General features: G+C 69.3%; 10 protein-coding genes and 6 pseudogenes. 8 read left to right on the top strand and 8 right to left on the bottom strand.

The genetic code is table 11. The features are described 5' to 3' along the window. The first annotated feature begins 578 nt into the window (after positions 1-578). On the top strand, positions 579-4010 hold the full coding sequence (locus tag ACGFRF_RS28300) for a DNRLRE domain-containing protein (RefSeq protein ID WP_393744683.1): 3432 nt from the start codon (positions 579-581) through the stop codon (positions 4008-4010). Positions 4011-4106: 96 nt separating this feature from the next. Here ACGFRF_RS28300 and ACGFRF_RS28295 read toward each other — a convergent pair whose 3' ends face one another. Further along, complete coding sequence (locus ACGFRF_RS28295) at positions 4107-4508, bottom strand: hypothetical protein (protein WP_393744681.1); 402 nt, start codon at positions 4506-4508, stop codon at positions 4107-4109. A gap of 194 nt (positions 4509-4702) precedes the next feature. Here ACGFRF_RS28295 and ACGFRF_RS28290 point away from each other — a divergent pair. Both ACGFRF_RS28290 and ACGFRF_RS28285 read left to right on the top strand, forming a co-directional pair. Next, positions 4703-5956: pseudogene (locus ACGFRF_RS28290) on the top strand (IS701 family transposase). 219 nt (positions 5957-6175) lie between these two features. Next, complete coding sequence (locus tag ACGFRF_RS28285) at positions 6176-7744, top strand: alpha-L-arabinofuranosidase B (RefSeq protein ID WP_393744593.1); 1569 nt, start codon at positions 6176-6178, stop codon at positions 7742-7744. A gap of 78 nt (positions 7745-7822) precedes the next feature. Here the strand turns inward: ACGFRF_RS28285 and ACGFRF_RS28280 are convergent. Beyond that, positions 7823-8017 (bottom strand): annotated as a pseudogene (locus ACGFRF_RS28280) (LLM class flavin-dependent oxidoreductase); the annotation flags it as partial. Positions 8018-8036: 19 nt separating this feature from the next. Between ACGFRF_RS28280 and ACGFRF_RS28275 the strand changes: the two are divergent. Next, positions 8037-8425: pseudogene (locus ACGFRF_RS28275) on the top strand (transposase); the annotation flags it as partial. Positions 8426-8455: 30 nt separating this feature from the next. Here the strand turns inward: ACGFRF_RS28275 and ACGFRF_RS28270 are convergent. Next, positions 8456-8932: an ATP-binding protein gene (locus ACGFRF_RS28270; RefSeq protein WP_393744591.1), complete on the bottom strand. Its 477-nt coding sequence runs from the start codon at positions 8930-8932 to the stop codon at positions 8456-8458. A 124-nt stretch (positions 8933-9056) separates the two neighbouring features. On the opposite strand from ACGFRF_RS28270, the gene ACGFRF_RS28265 reads away from it, so the two are divergent. The 3 genes and pseudogenes from ACGFRF_RS28265 to ACGFRF_RS28255 form a co-directional block, all read left to right on the top strand. Beyond that, positions 9057-9188 carry a hypothetical protein gene (locus ACGFRF_RS28265; RefSeq protein WP_393744589.1) on the top strand — a complete coding sequence of 44 codons (132 nt, stop codon included), beginning with the start codon at positions 9057-9059 and terminating at the stop codon, positions 9186-9188. Positions 9189-9646: 458 nt separating this feature from the next. Next, on the top strand, positions 9647-10402 hold the full coding sequence (locus tag ACGFRF_RS28260) for an ANTAR domain-containing protein (protein WP_393744587.1): 756 nt from the start codon (positions 9647-9649) through the stop codon (positions 10400-10402). 832 nt (positions 10403-11234) lie between these two features. Beyond that, positions 11235-11366 (top strand): annotated as a pseudogene (locus tag ACGFRF_RS28255) (transposase); the annotation flags it as partial. A 795-nt stretch (positions 11367-12161) separates the two neighbouring features. On the opposite strand, the pseudogene ACGFRF_RS28250 reads toward ACGFRF_RS28255, so the two are convergent. The 3 genes and pseudogenes from ACGFRF_RS28250 to ACGFRF_RS28240 form a co-directional block, all read right to left on the bottom strand. Further along, a pseudogene (locus tag ACGFRF_RS28250) lies at positions 12162-12609 on the bottom strand (leucine zipper domain-containing protein); the annotation flags it as partial. A 131-nt stretch (positions 12610-12740) separates the two neighbouring features. Next, positions 12741-13805, bottom strand: coding sequence for a CU044_5270 family protein (locus tag ACGFRF_RS28245; RefSeq protein WP_393744585.1), 1065 nt, complete (start codon positions 13803-13805; stop codon positions 12741-12743). Then, positions 13802-14440, bottom strand: a complete 639-nt coding sequence (locus ACGFRF_RS28240; RefSeq protein WP_393744583.1) for an RNA polymerase sigma factor — start codon at positions 14438-14440, stop codon at positions 13802-13804. The genes ACGFRF_RS28245 and ACGFRF_RS28240 overlap by 4 nt, the downstream gene beginning before the upstream one ends. Positions 14441-15081: 641 nt before the next feature. On the opposite strand from ACGFRF_RS28240, the gene ACGFRF_RS28235 reads away from it, so the two are divergent. Then, complete coding sequence (locus ACGFRF_RS28235; protein ID WP_393744581.1) at positions 15082-15207, top strand: hypothetical protein; 126 nt, start codon at positions 15082-15084, stop codon at positions 15205-15207. Positions 15208-15308: 101 nt separating this feature from the next. Here the strand turns inward: ACGFRF_RS28235 and ACGFRF_RS28230 are convergent. Both ACGFRF_RS28230 and ACGFRF_RS28225 read right to left on the bottom strand, forming a co-directional pair. Continuing rightward, positions 15309-15458: pseudogene (locus tag ACGFRF_RS28230) on the bottom strand (helix-turn-helix domain-containing protein); the annotation flags it as partial. Positions 15459-16264: 806 nt separating this feature from the next. After that, the gene (locus tag ACGFRF_RS28225) at positions 16265-16405 is read right to left on the bottom strand and encodes a hypothetical protein (protein WP_393744579.1); all 141 of its coding nucleotides are present in this window, start codon (positions 16403-16405) and stop codon (positions 16265-16267) included. Positions 16406-16697: the final 292 nt, after the last annotated feature.

The following is a 16697-nucleotide window of genomic DNA, read 5'->3' as shown; positions in this document are numbered from 1 at the left end:
CAGCGTCGTACGGGTGAGGCGGCGACGGGCGTACGAAGGGCGCTCGAACACGACGAAGTCCCCCGGACCACTTCTAGGCGGGCCGGTGACGGACCACGCGACGACTTAAAGACAGCGTGAATTCTGTGGTTCTGCTGTGAAGAAACGCCAGACCGTTGAGTCCTATGTGAAAACGATCACGGTGCGTAGCGTGTGATCACCATGCGAAAACACCACAGGTGAGCTTTCCGGCAACGAGCGGGCCGTACTCCGTTTTTGACGACTTCTCAGCAAAAATTTGCACCGAGGGGTCCAAAACCTCGACCGCTCGTCCCTTTTTGGGTAAGTTCGCTCCTCCACAGGTCGACAGCCGTCGCCACTGCGGCCGCCCTGCGACCGCCACCGTCCGACGGTCATCGGACGCGTTCGGACGCGCGCACAGGATGACGACGCCACGGCGATGGGTCATCATCAGCTGCCCGGCGGGGTGCCGTTCCGTCTTCTTTCTCGTCGGGTCCGAGGAAAGCTTTGAGGTGAAGGGAACTCGCCCGGTGACGCGTACCTGGCACCGAAGGCCCGGTCGCCGGGCCACCGCCACCATGCTCGCGAGCGTGCTCGCCGCGACCGGCATCGTCTGCGCGGGACTGACACTGGTTGGTGACGACTCGTCGGATACGGCGGGCCGGCATCGGCGCACCGAGCCGGTCACCGAATCCGCAGCTCTCGCGCGGGCCGCGCAGACCAAGCGGAACGTCGAGGTCACCGCGGCGCGCACCGCCCACTCCACCACCTGGGCACGACCCGACGGCCTGATGGTGAAACAGCTCTACTCTTCCCCGATCCGCGCGAAGGCGGACGGCCGGTGGCGGCCTATTGACCCGAGTCTGCACCGCACCGAGGAGGGATGGGAGCCAAAGGCCACCAACACCCGGATGGTGTTCTCGGCCGGCTCTGGCACGACGGGCTCCGGCGAGCACAGACGCGCTTCCCGGGCCCAGGTGCGGCGGATCTCCCTGTTGAGATCCGCCGCGGACACCGGCACACCCTTGGCGACCTTGTACGTCGGCGGGGGCGACGACGCCATCCAGCTGACCTGGCCGGGCGTGATACCGACGCCGGTCGTCGACGGCAACCGCATCCTGTATCCCGAGCTCTTCCCCGGCGCTGATCTGGTGCTGACCGCCGACGACGACGGTTTCGCTCAGGTGCTCGTACTCAAGAACCGTCAGGCTGCGGCCGACCCTCACACGCAACAGCTCGCTTACGGCCTGCACTCGTCCAGTCTTACCTTCCGGCTCGACCCCGCCTCCGGCATGGTGAGTGCCGAGAACGGCCACGGTGACGAGGTCGCCGTCTCGCCGACTCCGCTGATGTGGGACAGCAGTGGTCAGCCCGCCGTCACCGACGGGGCGGTCGGGACCAGCGCCCAGCCCACCTCACCCGAGTCGCCCAATCCGACCGATGCTGTAAGCGAGTCCCCTTCGGACACGTCGAGTCCGACCGAGGAGCCCGTCGAGTCGGACGAGCAGGGCGACACGGACGTCGAGGTACTCCCGTCGGCCAGCGACGGCCCCGAACCGACAGTGTCGGAGTCCCCGCAGCCGACCGCACCCGCCGAGCCGACGCCCGATCCCTCTCAGACCGGTTCCGCGGCGACCCTGAGCCTGCCGTCCCTGGACGGTCCGTCCCCGGATTCGCACGGCGATCTCGTCGAGGCCGATCTCAACGGTGGCCAGTGGACGCTCACTCCTTCCCGGGAATTCCTCGACGACCCGGCCACCACCTACCCGGTCTTCATCGACCCGGCGGTCAAGAAGCACGTCCAGAACTGGACCACCGCCTACGACCGGCACCCCAACGCCACCTTCTATAACGGCAAGGGCTTCAACAAGGGCGGTACACACGAGGCCCGGGTCGGCTTCGAGTCCGACACGTGGGGCACCTCGCGGTCCTACTTCAACATCGGCTTCGACGAGGACCTCAAGGGTACAAAGATCACCAGTGCCAAGCTGCGGATGCTGGAGACGTACGCCTGGTCGTGCCAGGACCGCTCGATGAGCGTCCACCTCACCGGTGAGATCGACGCGCACACCAACTGGAAGAACGCCCCGAAGCTGCACGACGGAAACAAGCTCACGACCAAGAGCTTCGCCCACGGCTACAAGTCCGGCTGCCGGGACGCCTTCGAGGCCTTCGACGTGAAGAAGGGCGCCCAGAAGGCCGCCGACAAGGGCGAGGACACGATCACCTTCGGACTGCGCGCCCGCGACGAGAACGCCCAGTACGCGTGGAAGAAGTTTCAGGCCGACGGCGATTACCCTCCGGTGCTCGAACTCGTCTACAACCGGAAGCCGGCCATTGTCTCCAACTCCCTCGACCTCGGACCCGACGGCAAGTGCACCACTACCAAGCCGTACGTCCGCATGGGATCCGGTGACCTGACGTTCACCGCGAAGGCCACCGACAAGGACAAGAACCTCGACCACCTCGACTTCGACCTGTGGGAGACGGGCCACTGGGACACCACCGGCGACCTGCTGAAGTCGACCGGCAAGGTCTCCGTGGGCTCCGACACCGACAGCGCGCTGCGCACCACGTCGCGGTTCGCCACCAGCGGATTGAAGAGCGGGGGCACGTACTCCTGGCGGGTGCAGGCCAAGGACGACGCCAACTCCACGTCCGGCTGGTATCCGAAGACACCGTGCCGTTTCGTCCTCGACACCACCGCGCCGCGGCCACCGAAGGTCAGCTCCACCGACTTCCCCGACGCAGACGGCAACGACAACGGCTTCGGCAACGACGCCGAGGACGCGAACTGGTCCACCAAGAAGTTCGGCACGCCCGGATCGTTCACCGTGCGCGCCCTGAACGCCGACGTCGTACGGTACGAGTACGGGTTCAACTCGGCCCTCTACACCGGCAGCCTGGCACGCACCAGCGGCACGTCCACCAGCGTCAGCGCCCTGATCTCCAACGCCAAACCGCCCACCGCCGGACCGAACGTGCTGTACGTCCGGGCCGTCGACGGTGCGGGCAACCCCTCGGAGCCGACGAAGTACTTCTTCTACGTCACCCCGCGCGACCAGGCCGACAAGCCCGGCGACTTCACCGGCGACGGGCTGCCCGACCTGATGACCGTCACCGAAGCCGGCAACCTCGCGCTCTACCCGTCGCAGGCCGACAAGGACGTCCTCAAGGGCACCGGTGACCTGGACTACTCGATGCCGGGCGCCTACCGCGGCAACCCCGACAAGGACCCCAACGGCGACGACCTGCCCCCCTACGTGCCCGCGCCGAGCGGCCACTTCAAGGGTGCTCTGATCACCCACAACGGCGACATCTACGGCGGGGACGGCCTCCAGGACCTCGTCGTGCGCCTCGACGGCAAGCTCTGGGTGTATCCCGGCGACGGTTACGGAGCGGTCAACATCGACAGGAGGCGGGAGATCCTCCTGCCCTCCGGTGCGCCAGCCCCGGACACCTTCACCCAGATCGTGGCCGCCGGTGACGTCACCGGTGACGGACGCACCGACTTCTTCGCCACCGTCCGCAGGAGCGACGGAACCGACGACGAGCTATGGGCCTTCACCGGATACCACGGCGCCACCGTCGACCAGGCGATTCGGCTGTCCGGCTCGGCGTGGAAGGAACGCGACATCGTCCTCGCCCAGGACATCTCCGGTGACAAGGTGGCCGACCTCGTCTACCGCAGCGACGCCTCGGGCAGGCTGCTGCTCCGCACGGGAATCGCCGCGTCCGGTGGCGGTGTCGACCTCACCTCTCTGGGATCGGCCGCGAACTCCTCCGGCGGCGCCGACACCTACTGGACCGGCACCGGCTGGCTCACCACCGCCATACCGCACATCCTGGGCACCCCGGACGCCAACGGCGACGGCATCCCCGACGTGTGGACGGTCCGGTCGGACGGCACCGTCCGCTTCTACGCCGGCGGCCGAGACGCCATGACCGGCTCGGGAACCGAGATCATCGGCCCGAGCGACTGGTGGAAGACCCGCATCGCCGTCGGCTGAGTGCTCCCGCACTGCCGCTCAGGGCCCCGTTCCCCGGTCTCGCCCGGGAAGCGGGGCCTTCGGCGGTCGGACCCTCGGTTCGGTACGTCGCCTGGCTCACCCAGCGAGGACGGTGGCTGTTGACCGTGCTCGCCGCAGCCCTGCACCTCCGCGGCGGGCCACCTCGGGTTCGGGAAGTGCGTCGACCAGTCGGAGCACCGTGCTGCGACTGATGGATACTCCGAGAACTCGGGCGAAGCCGGCTCCGGCCCGGCCTGCGAGTGCCAGACCGACCGCGGCCAAGGTGGAGCGCAAACGCTCGGTCCGCTGACCGTGCCGACGCGTCAGGCCAGGTATCTGCTCGACGAAGGTACGGCGTGCGCGGCCCGAGTTCTCACAGGTGAACGGGCGGACTCTCAGCTGGAGGACAGCGCTTCGGCCACCGCTCGGCACATCGGCGGGAAACCGCAGGTAGGAACCATGAACTCGGTTCGACCAGACTCCGCAAACTGGACACACAGTGCCGCCCGCGATGCTCTGCGCGTTAACGCGCACTATCTCGATGTCAACGTCCACCGACAGCACCGCGGCGTTGGGGATTGACGGGAACAACAGCTCCTTCAGCCGGAGCGCGACCTCTTCCACGGCCCCGAAATGTCAGCCCGACTGCCTGGGCCACGGACCATTTTCGGGCGACTTCGCGGACGGTTCGAATGAGTCCGTCTGTTACTCGGAGTGGCCGCATCACAGAAGTTGTGCCAGAACCCGTGGCTGATGTGTTCGCGTCGGTGCCGCGCAAGGACCAACGAGGCAAGGGCGACTGCTACTCGCGGGGACTGATGCTGGACGGTCGCCGCAATTCGATCCAAGCCATGGCCTCGAGGCTGCCGGACGGCAACGAGCAGAACCTGCAGCAGTTCGTGAACCAGTCCACCTGGGACCCGGTTCCCGTGCAGCGGCGGATCGCAGAGCGGATGCTGCCGCTGGTCAATCCGGCGGCCTGGGTGATCGACGACGTGTCGGTACCCAAGGACGGAAGAATGTCGGTCGCCGTGGCCCCGCAGTACCGCGGGGCGCTGGGCAAACGCGCCAACTGCCAGGTCGCGGTCAGCGTCCACGCCGCCACCGACACCGCCTCCTGGCCGCCGCAGTGGCGGCTGTTCCTGCCCAAGGAGTGGGCGGCGGACACCGACCGCCGCGCCCCCACCCGCGTCCCGCCGGAGGTCACCCACCGCCAGAAGGGGCGGCTGGCCTAGGACATGCTCGACACGCCGGCCGACGGGGGCATGCGCCCACCGGTTGTCGTGGCCGACGCCGCCTACGGCACCAATGCCCACCTGCGGGCCGGCCTGGCCGAGCGGGGAATCGACTACGTGCTGGCCGTCCACGCGGACGTGAGTGCCCACCCGTTCGACGCGAAGCCCGTGGCCCCGGACCGCAACGGTCCCATCGGGTGCTGGACTCAGCCCCGCTACCGCCAGCCCGCACCCTCGGTGGCAGCCCTGGCCGCCGGCCTCGGACAGGAGGCATTCACCTCCCTCACCTGGCGGCAGGGCTCACGCGGCGCGTTACGGTCGCGCTTCGCCGCCGTGCGCGTCCGCCCGGCCGGCAAGGCCGTCGAGCGTCCGATCCGGGCCGCCGCCTCGGCCGAACAGGGCTGGTGGGACGGCATCCTGCCCGACTGCTGGCTGCTGGTCGAGTGGCCCGAAGGCGCCGAGGCGCCCACCGACTACTGGCTGTCCAGCCTGCCGGCCGACACTCCGATCACCGACCTGGCCCGTCTGGCCAAGGTCCGCTGGCGCATCGAGCACGACTACCGCGAACTCAAGCACGGCCTGGGACTGGACCACGTCGAAGGCCGGTCCCGGCCCGGCTGGCACCACCAGGTCACCCTCGTGACCGCCGCCCACGCCTTTCTCACCGGACAGCGGCTGGCCCGTCCTACTAGGGCAGGCAGCGCCTGGTGAGCGGGTGCGCCCCGTCCCGCGACGGGGCGCACCCGCCCAACCGCGCACCATGCTTTTCGTACCCGTGTATTGACTGCCCGTCACGGTGTCACTACGGTCTCGACGAATTCACGAACGACGTTCGGTATAGCGAACGCACCGAACAGCCGTGAATGTCATGTACATGACTAAATGAAGAACGGACTCCGCTCCCCCATTCCCAATCCCAGGAGACCGCCCATGTCGGTGAGATCACCCCACACCTGGCGGGACAAGCCGCTCGTCCTGCTCGCCCTCGCACTGGCCCTGGTCAGCGCCGTGTTCGCCACCCAGACCTCCGCGAGCACCAGCGCGGCGGCCGCCGGCTCGCTGCCCTGCGACCTGTACGCCGCGGGCGGCACCCCCTGCGTCGCCGCCCACAGCACCACCCGCGCCCTGTACTCCGCGTACAACAGCCGCCTGTACCAGGTGAAACGCGCGTCCGACGGCGCCACGCGGGACATCGGCGTGCTCAGCGCGGGCGGCTACGCCGACGCCGCTGCACAGGACGCCTTCTGCGCCGGCACCAGCTGTCTGATCACCGTCGTCTACGACCAGTCGGGCCGCGGCAACCACCTCACCCAGGCCCCGCCCGGAGGCTTCCAGGGCCCGGCCGCCGGAGGCTACGACAACCTCGCCGAGGCCTCCGCCGCACCCGTGACCGTGGGCGGCCACAAGGCGTATGGCGTCTTCATCGCGCCCGGCACCGGGTACCGCGACAACAGCACCAACGGAATCGCCACCGGTGACCAGCCGGAAGGCATGTACGCCGTCCTCGACGGCACCCACTACAACGGCGGCTGCTGCTTCGACTACGGCAACGCCGAGACGAACAGCCGCGACAACGGCAACGGCACCATGGAGACCATCTACTTCGGCAGCAGCAGGACCTGGGGCTACGGTTCCGGCAACGGCCCCTGGGTCATGGCCGACCTCGAGAACGGCCTGTTCTCCGGCGTCAACCGGGGCTACAACGCGGGCAATCCCAGCGTCAGCCACCGCTTCCTGACCGCCGCTGTCAAGGGTGGACCGAACCACTGGGCCATCCGCTCCGGCAACGCCCAGTCGGGCGGCCTGGCCACCGCCTACGACGGTCCGCGCCCCAACGCCACCGGCTACAACCCGATGAAGAAGGAAGGCGCGATCATCCTCGGCATCGGCGGCGACAACAGCAACGGATCGGCCGGCACCTTCTACGAGGGCGTCATGACGTCCGGCTACCCGACCGACGCCACCGAGGACGCCGTCCAGTCCAACATCAACGCGACCGGCTACTCCACGTCCACCGTGGCGGGCGCTCCCGCCGTCGGCTCACGCGTCTCCCTGCGGGCCACCACCTCCTGCTGCACCGCCGACTACCTGCGGCACAACACCGCCGACGCCAACGCCGTCATCGCGGCGACGTCCTCCTCCAGCCCGGCCGCCGAGAAGGCCGCCGCCACCTGGACCGTGCGCGCGGGGCTGGGCGACGCCACCTGCGTGTCGTTCGAGTCCGCCGACAAGCCGGGCCAGTACCTGCGCCACTACGACTTCCGGCTGCGGGTCGACACCGTCGACACCGCGCTGGCCCGGCTGGACGCCACGTTCTGCCCGCAGGCCGCCCACAACGGCCAGGGCGTCTCACTGCGGTCCGCCAACTACCCCGCCGACTTCGTCCGCCACTACAACTACGCCGCCTACGTGGCCGCCGACGGCGGCACCAACACCTGGGACAGCGCCACCTCCTGGGCCGACGACACAAGTTGGGTCGTGACCTCACCCTGGGCCTGACCCCTCAGTCCTGACCCCTGTCGCGCAGGACGGCTGTGCCACCCGCCCCGGTGGCACAGCCGGTCGCCCGTCGGCCGGTCAGCGCCAGCCGAGTCCCGGCGCCACGTGCGTCAGGCTGCTGCCGATGACATGCGCGTTGTGGTCGACACCGAGCTGGTTCGGCACGGTGAGCAACAGCGTGTCGGCCGCGGCGATCGCCTCGTCCCGGGCCAGCTGGTCGACGAGTACGTCGGGCTCGGCGGCGTAGGACCGGCCGAAGACGGCGCGGGTGGTCGGGCTCCATCTCATCGCCGGGCAGGCCAGTGACGCGCCGGCCTTCACGGACGTCGTGGCCCGGCTGCGCGTTCCCCGCCGTCGTGGACGGCCCCGCACCGGGCCGGACATGGTCCTGGCCGACAAGGCGTACTCCTCCCGCGAGATCCGGGACCACCTGGGCAGACGCGGTATCCGCAGGGTGATGCCTGAACGGGCCGACCAGCGGGCCAACCGGATGCGGCGGGGACGGGGCGGGGCAGACCGCCGGCCTTCGACCCGGAGGCGTACAAGCAGCGCAACACCGTCGAACGGTGCATCAACCGCTTGAAGCAGTGGCGCGGCATCGCCACCCGCTACGAGAAGACCGCGACCATCTACCTGGCCGGACTCCACATCACAGGCATCTTCCTCTGGTCCGCACGCTGATCCCACACGAAACCGCCTAGCGGCCTGATGTCACAGGGCCTGACGGCCGGCCACGTCGCCGTCGGGGTCGTCGGCGAGTACGACGGACGCGGTGATCCGCTTGCCCACCGGTTCCCGGTGGATGCAGAAGCTCTGGGACACGGCCATGACGATCTCCAGGCCGTGCTGGCCGACCCGGTCCGGGTTCGTCTCCTGGACCGACGGCAGGATGGTGGCGCTGTCCCACACGGTGATCTGGACGGCGCCCTCGCTGATCTCCAAATGCAGCAGGCACGGTCCCGGCGCGTATTTGCGGGCGTTGGTGACCAGCTCGCTCACCACCAGCTGCACCATGCCCATCGCGCGAGCCGACACCGGCAGCCCGTGCTCGGCCTGCACCGACGTCAGGAAGCCGCGGGCCATGTCACGGGCCTCGGCGATCTGCGCGCTGCCCTCGAACGCGGCGGACGCCGCGATCGGACGGTCGACGAGCGGCTCCTGGCCCTCGTATTGGGCAGCAGTATCCATGGCCCCGCCTCACTTCCGAAGCGCCGAGCAGTGCCCACCCGGCTACCCCGGAAACTTCGCAGCATCCTCACACCAGCGAGGTCTGTTTCTGGAAATTCTCTGCGGGTATTCCCAGCAGCGGATCGTGGAGGAGCAGGCCGGGAAGCTGGGCTTCCTCACCACCCACGCCCGCGTGCTGCTCGTCCTCGCTCGCGACCTGGCAGCCGCCTTCGCGACATCGCCGCGGCCCGCCACGTCACCGAACGCACCGCACTGAGCATCGTCACCGACCTCGACCAGGCTGGATATCTGCACCGCGAACGCGACGGACGGCGCACGCGCTATATCCTCAACCGGGACAGCACCCTCCGCCACCCACCGGAAGCACACGTGCCTGTCCGGGAACTGCTCGAACTCTTCACCGCAGACGACAACCAAGACTGAAGCCCGACGACAAGTCCACAAGCCTGCAACTTCGAACTTCCAGCAGGGGAGGCCCTGTATCGAGCTGGGCGGTGGTGTGTTTAGGCTGAGGGTGAGTGCTTAGGCCACAGGCACACCGCGGGACGCATCACGAGCAAGCGTGCGTTCCTGCGGTTCTGTCATGTCCTAATGCCCTCAGGAGGTGCCGTTGTGATCGACGGAAGTCAAGGGATGTCCGGCTCCTTGCCGGTCGGTCCCCACACGGACGGGCCTTGTGAGGGCGTACCCACCGCTGCGCCGGGTGCACTTGAGGTGCGCAACCGGCAGCTCGCGCGGGCCGCGGTCGAACCGGCGCAGCGGATCCTGGTCCACCGCTACCGTCTGGCCAGTCCCGCCGCAGGGTTCGAACTGCTGAAGCAGACGTCTCAGCGCTTCAACATCAAGCTGCACACGCTCGCCGATGCCGTGGTGCGCATCGCCGGCCCGGACGCCGGTGCCGGGCAGTGGTTTCCGCGCCGGGCCCGCTTCGTCGCCCCCGCGCTGCCGGATCTGGCGCTGCAAGGGGCAGGGGCCGAAAGTCAAGCAGTGGTTCTTCGGGCAGCGCTGCGACGGGTCCTGCACGTCACCGAAACCGATATGGGCAACGTCCAGCTCGCCGAACACGGGATGCTGCGCCTGGAGAAGCACACCGGCCTGAACCGGTATTTCACTGACTTCTTCGCCTTCGTCCAGGATTCGACCACCTTGTGCGCGCAGGCCGCCCAGCAGCGTCAGCAGATCACCGTGAAAGACGTCGAATCAGCCGACATCTTCGATGACGACTCCCGCCACGCCATCCTCCAGGCCGGCAGCCGCGCCGCCCACAGCCTCCCCCTGACCAGCCGTGGCCACGTGCTCGGCATGATCTCCTCCCACCACGAACAGCCCCTGGCAGGCCTCAGCCAGACACAGCTCACCGCCTTGGAGAAGACCGGCACCACCGTGGGCCGATGGCTGCACTGGCACCGCCACACCGTCGTCCTCGACGCCCTGGAGCACCTCCACACCACCGCGCGCAATCACCACTGACCGTTTCGTGTCGGGCCGGTGAGGAAAGTGTGCTCAAGACGTAGGCCGGGCGCGCTGGCCAAAACGCTGCTTGTGATGACAGGGTGGGCAAGGGGGTGCAGGCTCTGGTCGAAACAGAGACGGCCCCTCGCAACCGGGGCTCGCTTAGGAAGACAGGCGAGAGCCGTCAACTCTTATTGAGGTGGACGGCTGTGCGTCCGCTCGACCGTGCTCAGTGCCTGGCCCCGCAGATGCATCCCCACCCACCGCGGCACCGACGCTCTCGCCCGCCTGCGCACCCACGCCGGCCCCGGCCACAGCGCGGTCGTCAGCCGTTCTCGAACAGGTGCGCCACCTGCGCCGCGAACGCGTAAGGATGGCGCACACGCTACATCCTCCGCCAGGACGGCGCACTCCGCCATCCAGCAGAAGCGCACGACCTCGCGGTCACCCTTGCCGCCCCGACGGTCGTCCTGTCCCGGCCGGACGGCAACCTGGACGCATCCGCTCCCGGGGCCGCCGTGCACGGGCTCTTCCACGCCGATGTACGGGCGGTAAGTGTGCTGCGCGTGACGCTGCACCCCGATCACGCAAGACGCCACCCGCCGGCGGGGAGGGCGCGGGGACAGGCGCGGGCGAGACCGTCGACGCGGACTGGCTGCCGGTCGTCTCGGTCATGCACGCGACGGGCGGGCCCGGCCGCAGCCGTTTCGTCGGCCTCGCCCAGGCCCTCGGCGACGCCGTTCCCGACCCGACCGTCCGGGTCGACCGGCGGCGCACCGTCACTCCCGGCCGGCTCGTCGGCTCGTCGGCTCGGCGGGAGAGCGGGGCGCCGAGCCCGACTTGGTGTGCTCCGGTCGAGGTGAAGGTCCCCCGGGACATGGCCGGCACGTTCGAGCCGCAGCTCGTCAAGAAGCGGCAGCGGCGCCTGACCGGCGTGGACGAGATGGTGCTGTCACTGTCTGCGAAGGGGCTCAAGCACGGGGCCGCGCCCGGCAGTTCCTCGCGCAGCTCGGCCATGATCCGGACGGCCGAGCGCAGCGAAGAGGGCGAGGTCGGGCGCGCCTCAGCACAGCCATGCGGTGGCCGGGGAGCCCCCGCTGCTCACCGACCGGGCCCTGGGACGGCATCTGGCGCGGCCCTGCACCAGCGCCTGCTGCCGTGGAGCCGGAACCGCCCGACGGCATGACCTCACCTATCTGAAGAACACAGCCCCTTCAGCCCCTTCCTTCCTGGAAGGACCGGTCCTGAGCTGTGCTTTCGTTCAGGGACTGGAAGGGCAGGGGGTGGAAGCGGCAAGCCGGCCCAGCCCCGTCACCCCGGCGGTCACTGAGCAGCAGACCGATCGAGTCGAGGCCTTCTTCCGGAAGGCGACATGGGGCCTGCGGGGCGGCAGAGCTCCGCCGCTCCCGCTCGGTCACACCGCCCACCACGCCCCCGGCTCGGCACGGTTGTCAGGGGGCTCCGCCAGGCAGTCGGTGGGCACCGGGTATCCCGTGCAGCCGGTGACCGCCGGTTCGCGGGCCTGTTCTCCACTTGGAACCCGCAGGGGTGGCGATCACAAGGGAGAGCGACCGCCACCCCGTGCGGTGAGTGATGATCGCGTTGACGGCCTGGTCGAGGGTGGTGGTGGGGCGTCCGAGGACGTTCTGGAGGTCGTCGGTCTGCCGTTCCTGTGCTTTGCCCCGGACCTGGTCCTCGAGCCAACCCTGGGCACCGGCTACGCGGTCAAGCCGGTCCCGGGTGACGACGGACCTGCCGGAGACACGGCTGAGGGCGTCGGGGATATTGCCGAGCTTCTTGATGTCGGCATGCACCAGCTCGCCGGGGCGGTCGCGTTCGTAGCGGCGTATGACATCGCCCGTGGCCCGGTCCAGGTGGGACAGGCGAGCCAGGCCGTAGCGGGTCAGCACCCGGTGTACGGTCCAGGGCACCAGGTGCAGCACGTGTGCGATGCGGGCCGGCCCCCAGCGGCGCAGGAGGCGGACCTTGGTGATCCGCCGTTCGGCGCGGGTCGGGGTGCGGCGCGGGCTCGTACGCGGGCGAGAGGACAGATCGGCCATCCCTTGCTCACCCCGCGTGCGGTAGCGGTCGGCCCACCGCTGAGCGGTGGTAGGCGACACCTGGAAGCGTTCGGCGGCACGGCGAAGAGTCCAGCCGTCCTCGACCACGCAGCGGGCCGGCCGCAGGCGTCCGGTCTCGGTCAGAGGTGCATCACGGTGGGACACGAGGGCCTTTCGGTCGGTGCAGACGTCGCAATCCACACCGACCCCGGAAGGCCCTCACCCGTTCAAGACCCCACAGCCGAGACCTGGCTCACCCGTCCGCAACCTCCCCGGACAGAACAACTAGAGCGTCCTCACGCATCGGTACCTTGCGCGCCCGGGCGCTGCTTCTGGGCGTCGACGACGGCCCGCTCCAGCACGGCGGTGTTCTCGAGGACCGTGCCGGGCTTGATGCCGTCGGCCTGCTTGACCTGCACAGCGCGGCTGCCGAGATACGCATATGTCCTGCGGTCGAAGATCCACTCGGTGCGATCGCCGCTCTGCTGGTCGACGTGGGCCAGGGCGATGCCCTCGCGTCCCGCGGCGTCCTTCACATGCTCCACCACCACAACGCCGGGGATCTTGGCCGCGGCCCGGTACAGCGCCGCGTTGAGCTTCGCAGGTGCGAGCTGCTCATCGAGCAGGTCGCCGACCGTGGTGAACGCCTGCTGGTCCGGGGAGTTCCCCTTGCCCTTGGTCTCCTTGTAGATCTTCTTCAGCAGGGCGTCCGGGTCGGTGGGCAGCGTCTTGAGGTAGTCGTAGGAGGGGGCGTTCAAGCTGCGCTCGACGTCGCTGTTGAGGGTGATGCCGCCCTTGGGATGGTAGCCGGGCTCGTCCAGCCAGCCCTGCTTGCCGTCGGGAGAATTCCAGACCTCACGGATGTGCAGGGGCTGGACCAAGGTCTTGGACTCGTCTGTGTCGGTGTGCGAGACGGTGAGGTAGGAGACCTTGCTCTTGATGTAGATGTACTGGCCCGGGCCGGGTTCGGGCGTCTTGCCGGCCGAGGCGGCGGCGGCGATGTGCTCGACGGTGGAGGCGAGCTGGGCGGTGCTGCCGGGTTCGATGTGGACGACCGGGGCTTCGACCGGGGCCGGGGTGGTCGCATTCGTGTCGCTGCCGCTGGAACTGGTCAGCGCGGTGAAGGCGAATGCGCCGGCCAGGGCGGCGGCGGTGACCGGGACACCGATCAGCAGGACACGGCGTGCGGGGCGGCGGGACGGCGCGGGGGCGGGTGCTGTTCGCTGGATCTCGTTCATCAGGTGCTCCTCGAGAAGCTGGTGACGGTCGAGCGACAGGTGCGGGTCTCCGGGCGCCGGCAGCAAACGGGCCAGCTCCGCGTGGTCCAGCGATTCTTCACGCCGCGACTTCTTGCGGATCATTCGGACCTCTCCTCGTACGACTCGTGTGACCGGGCCGCAGGAGTGCGGCCGCCCTGTACTTGTCCGTTGCGCGGCGGCGGTTCCCTGCGCTTTTCCAGTTCTTCCTCAGCCAGCTTGCTCAGCCGTCTGCGGGCGCGGGACAGGCGCGAGCGCACGGTGCCGACCGGCACGCCGAGCACGGCTGCTGCCTCCGCGTAGCTGAGCCCGGACCACACACAGAGTGTGAAGACCTCCCGTTCACTCCGGCGCAACTTCTCCAGTGCCCGCTGGGCGGCGGCCAGCTCGTCGGCATCGGCTATCCGGCCGACGAGTTCGTCGGCGAAGTCCGGGACCGTTTCCTTGACCGGCAGACGCTGCAGGGCCCGCTGGTGGCGGCGCGCGGCGCGGGTGGTGTTGCGCAGTACGTTCACGGCGATGCCCATCAGCCAGGGGCGCGGGCTGTCGCCCTCGTCCCGCAGCTTGGTGCGCAGTCGCCACGCCTCCAAGAAGGTCAGCGAGACGATGTCCTCGGCGACGGTCCAGTCCCCGGTCACTCGCACCGCGTGCCGGTGGACCAGCCGGGCGTGGTCACGGAAGAGCTCGCGGAACGCCTCGGGGTCGCCTGCCCGTATCCGGGTGTGCAATGAGTAATCCACGTCCAGCCTTGTCCACGTGTCGACACAGGTTCCTGTGGCGTGCGTCACACGACCCCCGTCCGTATCCGGCAGGGCGTTCAACAGGTGTTCGGGTGCGGTGACGACGGCCGGGTCGGGAACAGCGCATCAGCGGGGCGGCGGCGGTGGCGGCCCGGGTGAGCGGCTCCCGCACGGCGGCCACGGTCTGCTTGCTCGCCGCCCGTCCCGGGCTCAGCATCTCGGCCACGCGTCCGAAGCCCACGAGCCCGTTCTGCACGTCTGTTCCGCCGGCGATCCGGGCGCGGGCCACACCCCAGCGAAGGCGAGCGCAGTCAGCGGCAACGTGCGGCCGCCCTCGGCCGGCCCCTCCCACTGCAGCCGGTCGGCTACGGCCGTGCCCTGTAGTTCCATCACCGCCACCGTCATCGCATGCTCCTGAACCGAAAAGGCCCCGATCGTGGCTTGCTGCTCCTGGTGGTTGCGGGCGCGGCCGGTCAGCCATCGGTGCGCGCCGCCGGGACGAACCGGTGGCTTCCCGAATGACGTTGTCACTCTGCGCTGACGGTCGGCGGGGGCCTTGGCAGGTTGTCGCGAAAGGATGATGGCTGGTCTCCCCGAGCCTGTGGCGTGTCGGGCTTCGGGGTCAGATCTGTCCGACAGCGGTGGCAGCGAGCCAGGCAGCGGCTTCGGCGTCGGCGGCGATCACCGCGCACGCCGAGCAGGCCGCCCTGGACGGGTATCAGGTCGAGATGGAGCTCAAGCGGGTCGTGCGGCATCCTCCACGGTGATCTGCCGTCCATCCCACACCAGAGTGTCCCCGAGGCTCGCGACGACTGGCAGCTCGCTGCCGCGCTGCGCGATGACGCCCATGGCTCCCCTGCTGGAGATACTATGCCGGCCCCTGTGACCGCAGAGCCCGCGGACCGCCCTCATCCCACATCCGCCGCCACCGCTGCACCGGGCGGACGCTGACCCGCAGGTCCCTGGCGATCACCGAGCTCGCCTCGCCCTGGGCGAACCTCTCGGCGGCCTTCAGCCGTAACTCCTCGCGGAACTACTGCCGTTCGGCGGTCAACCCGCCCCCTTGTGTCGCACGGATACCGCATGCCCCGGTGATACCGCACAGGCGACGAACCGTCAGCCCCTACGACTCCACGAGTTCAACCTCAGGTAGATCGGCGACTGATCCGCAGGCGCAGATGAACAGCGATCGACCCTAGCCCCGATCTTTTGTGAGGGTCCGTCGACGGAGTCGGCGGGCCTTTTCGGTTTCCGGGGCGGGTGGCGAGCGAGCAGGCCGGTGGCCCGGCTGTCGCGTCGGGTGGGCGCCGGTTCCACTGCCCCGGGGTCGGGTGGTGCTGTCGTTGGGACGGGAAGTCTGCTGGTCAGCCCGGAGTGGGCAGGAGCGCGAGTCGTTCGAGGGCGCCTGTGATCTCACCTGTCCAGGGCCAGCGCTTGGTGAGGCGGAGGATCCTGGGACTGTCCCGTCCCGGCAGCCACACACGATGGGCCGGCCACCCCGGCACGGCAGTGAGTTCGTCTTCGTACAGCCCGACACCTGGGGCATCCCGAACACCGAGACTGTCAACGTTCCGTAGGACTGCCCGGCTGCGGGCAGTGCGCCGACGACCAGGTGACCTGGCTGACGGAGAACCGCACCACCCTCGACCTCGCTCCGGGCCACTCGGCGCGGATCAGGGGTCACCGGGGACGGTTCCGCCGTCGCCACGCCGGGAACGTACTCCGGCGTCCTGTCCCTGACCGCCGACTCGCCCTACGTCAACCCGCCCGTCCCGTTGAAGTTCCTGGGCGAACGGCACACGGTGCTGGCGTTCTCGGGAGTGGTCAGTCCTCGAGCACCAGGCGGACCACCTCCAGTTCCCGGGGCGAGGGCTGGTCGCCGTAGCCGCGCTGACCGCGCCGACCGGTGTCCGGCGTCCCCTGCGGCGAAAGGCCCCTCAGTCGGTCGCACGTGGCCCTGGACATGTGCGGGAACCATCCAGGCACCGCCCCGGTCGCACGGTGGGACCGGACCAGTGCCGCCGAGACCGGCCACGTGCCTCGGGTTCGGCTCAGGGAGCCGGCGCTTTCCGCCAGGGCGACGCACCCCGCGGCATCAGGGCGCCGTTCGCATCCGTGTCCGGCCGGGCCGCCGGTGCGAGACGGCCGGCAGCCAAGGCCACCGAGCCGAAACGCACGTGTGTCGCTGCCGGATTCCGCCCGGCAGCGACACACCGGCCACACCGCCGGCATCAGTCACCGGCCCTCACCCTTCGGG

It is taken from the genome of Streptomyces sp. NPDC048521, from assembly GCF_043199855.1.
GTDB lineage: Bacteria > Actinomycetota > Actinomycetes > Streptomycetales > Streptomycetaceae > Streptomyces.
Note: the sequence above shows the minus strand (reverse complement) of the source record. Positions and strands in the feature narration are given on the sequence as shown.

Coding starts and splice junctions, on each gene's coding strand:
- ACGFRF_RS28285 (WP_393744593.1), top strand. CDS start 6,176: ATGTCGGTGAGATCACCCCACACCTGGCGGGACAAGCCGCTCGTCCTG.
- ACGFRF_RS28270 (WP_393744591.1), bottom strand. CDS start 8,932: ATGGATACTGCTGCCCAATACGAGGGCCAGGAGCCGCTCGTCGACCGT.
- ACGFRF_RS28300 (WP_393744683.1), top strand. CDS start 579: ATGCTCGCGAGCGTGCTCGCCGCGACCGGCATCGTCTGCGCGGGACTG.
- ACGFRF_RS28225 (WP_393744579.1), bottom strand. CDS start 16,405: ATGTCCAGGGCCACGTGCGACCGACTGAGGGGCCTTTCGCCGCAGGGG.
- ACGFRF_RS28245 (WP_393744585.1), bottom strand. CDS start 13,805: ATGATCCGCAAGAAGTCGCGGCGTGAAGAATCGCTGGACCACGCGGAG.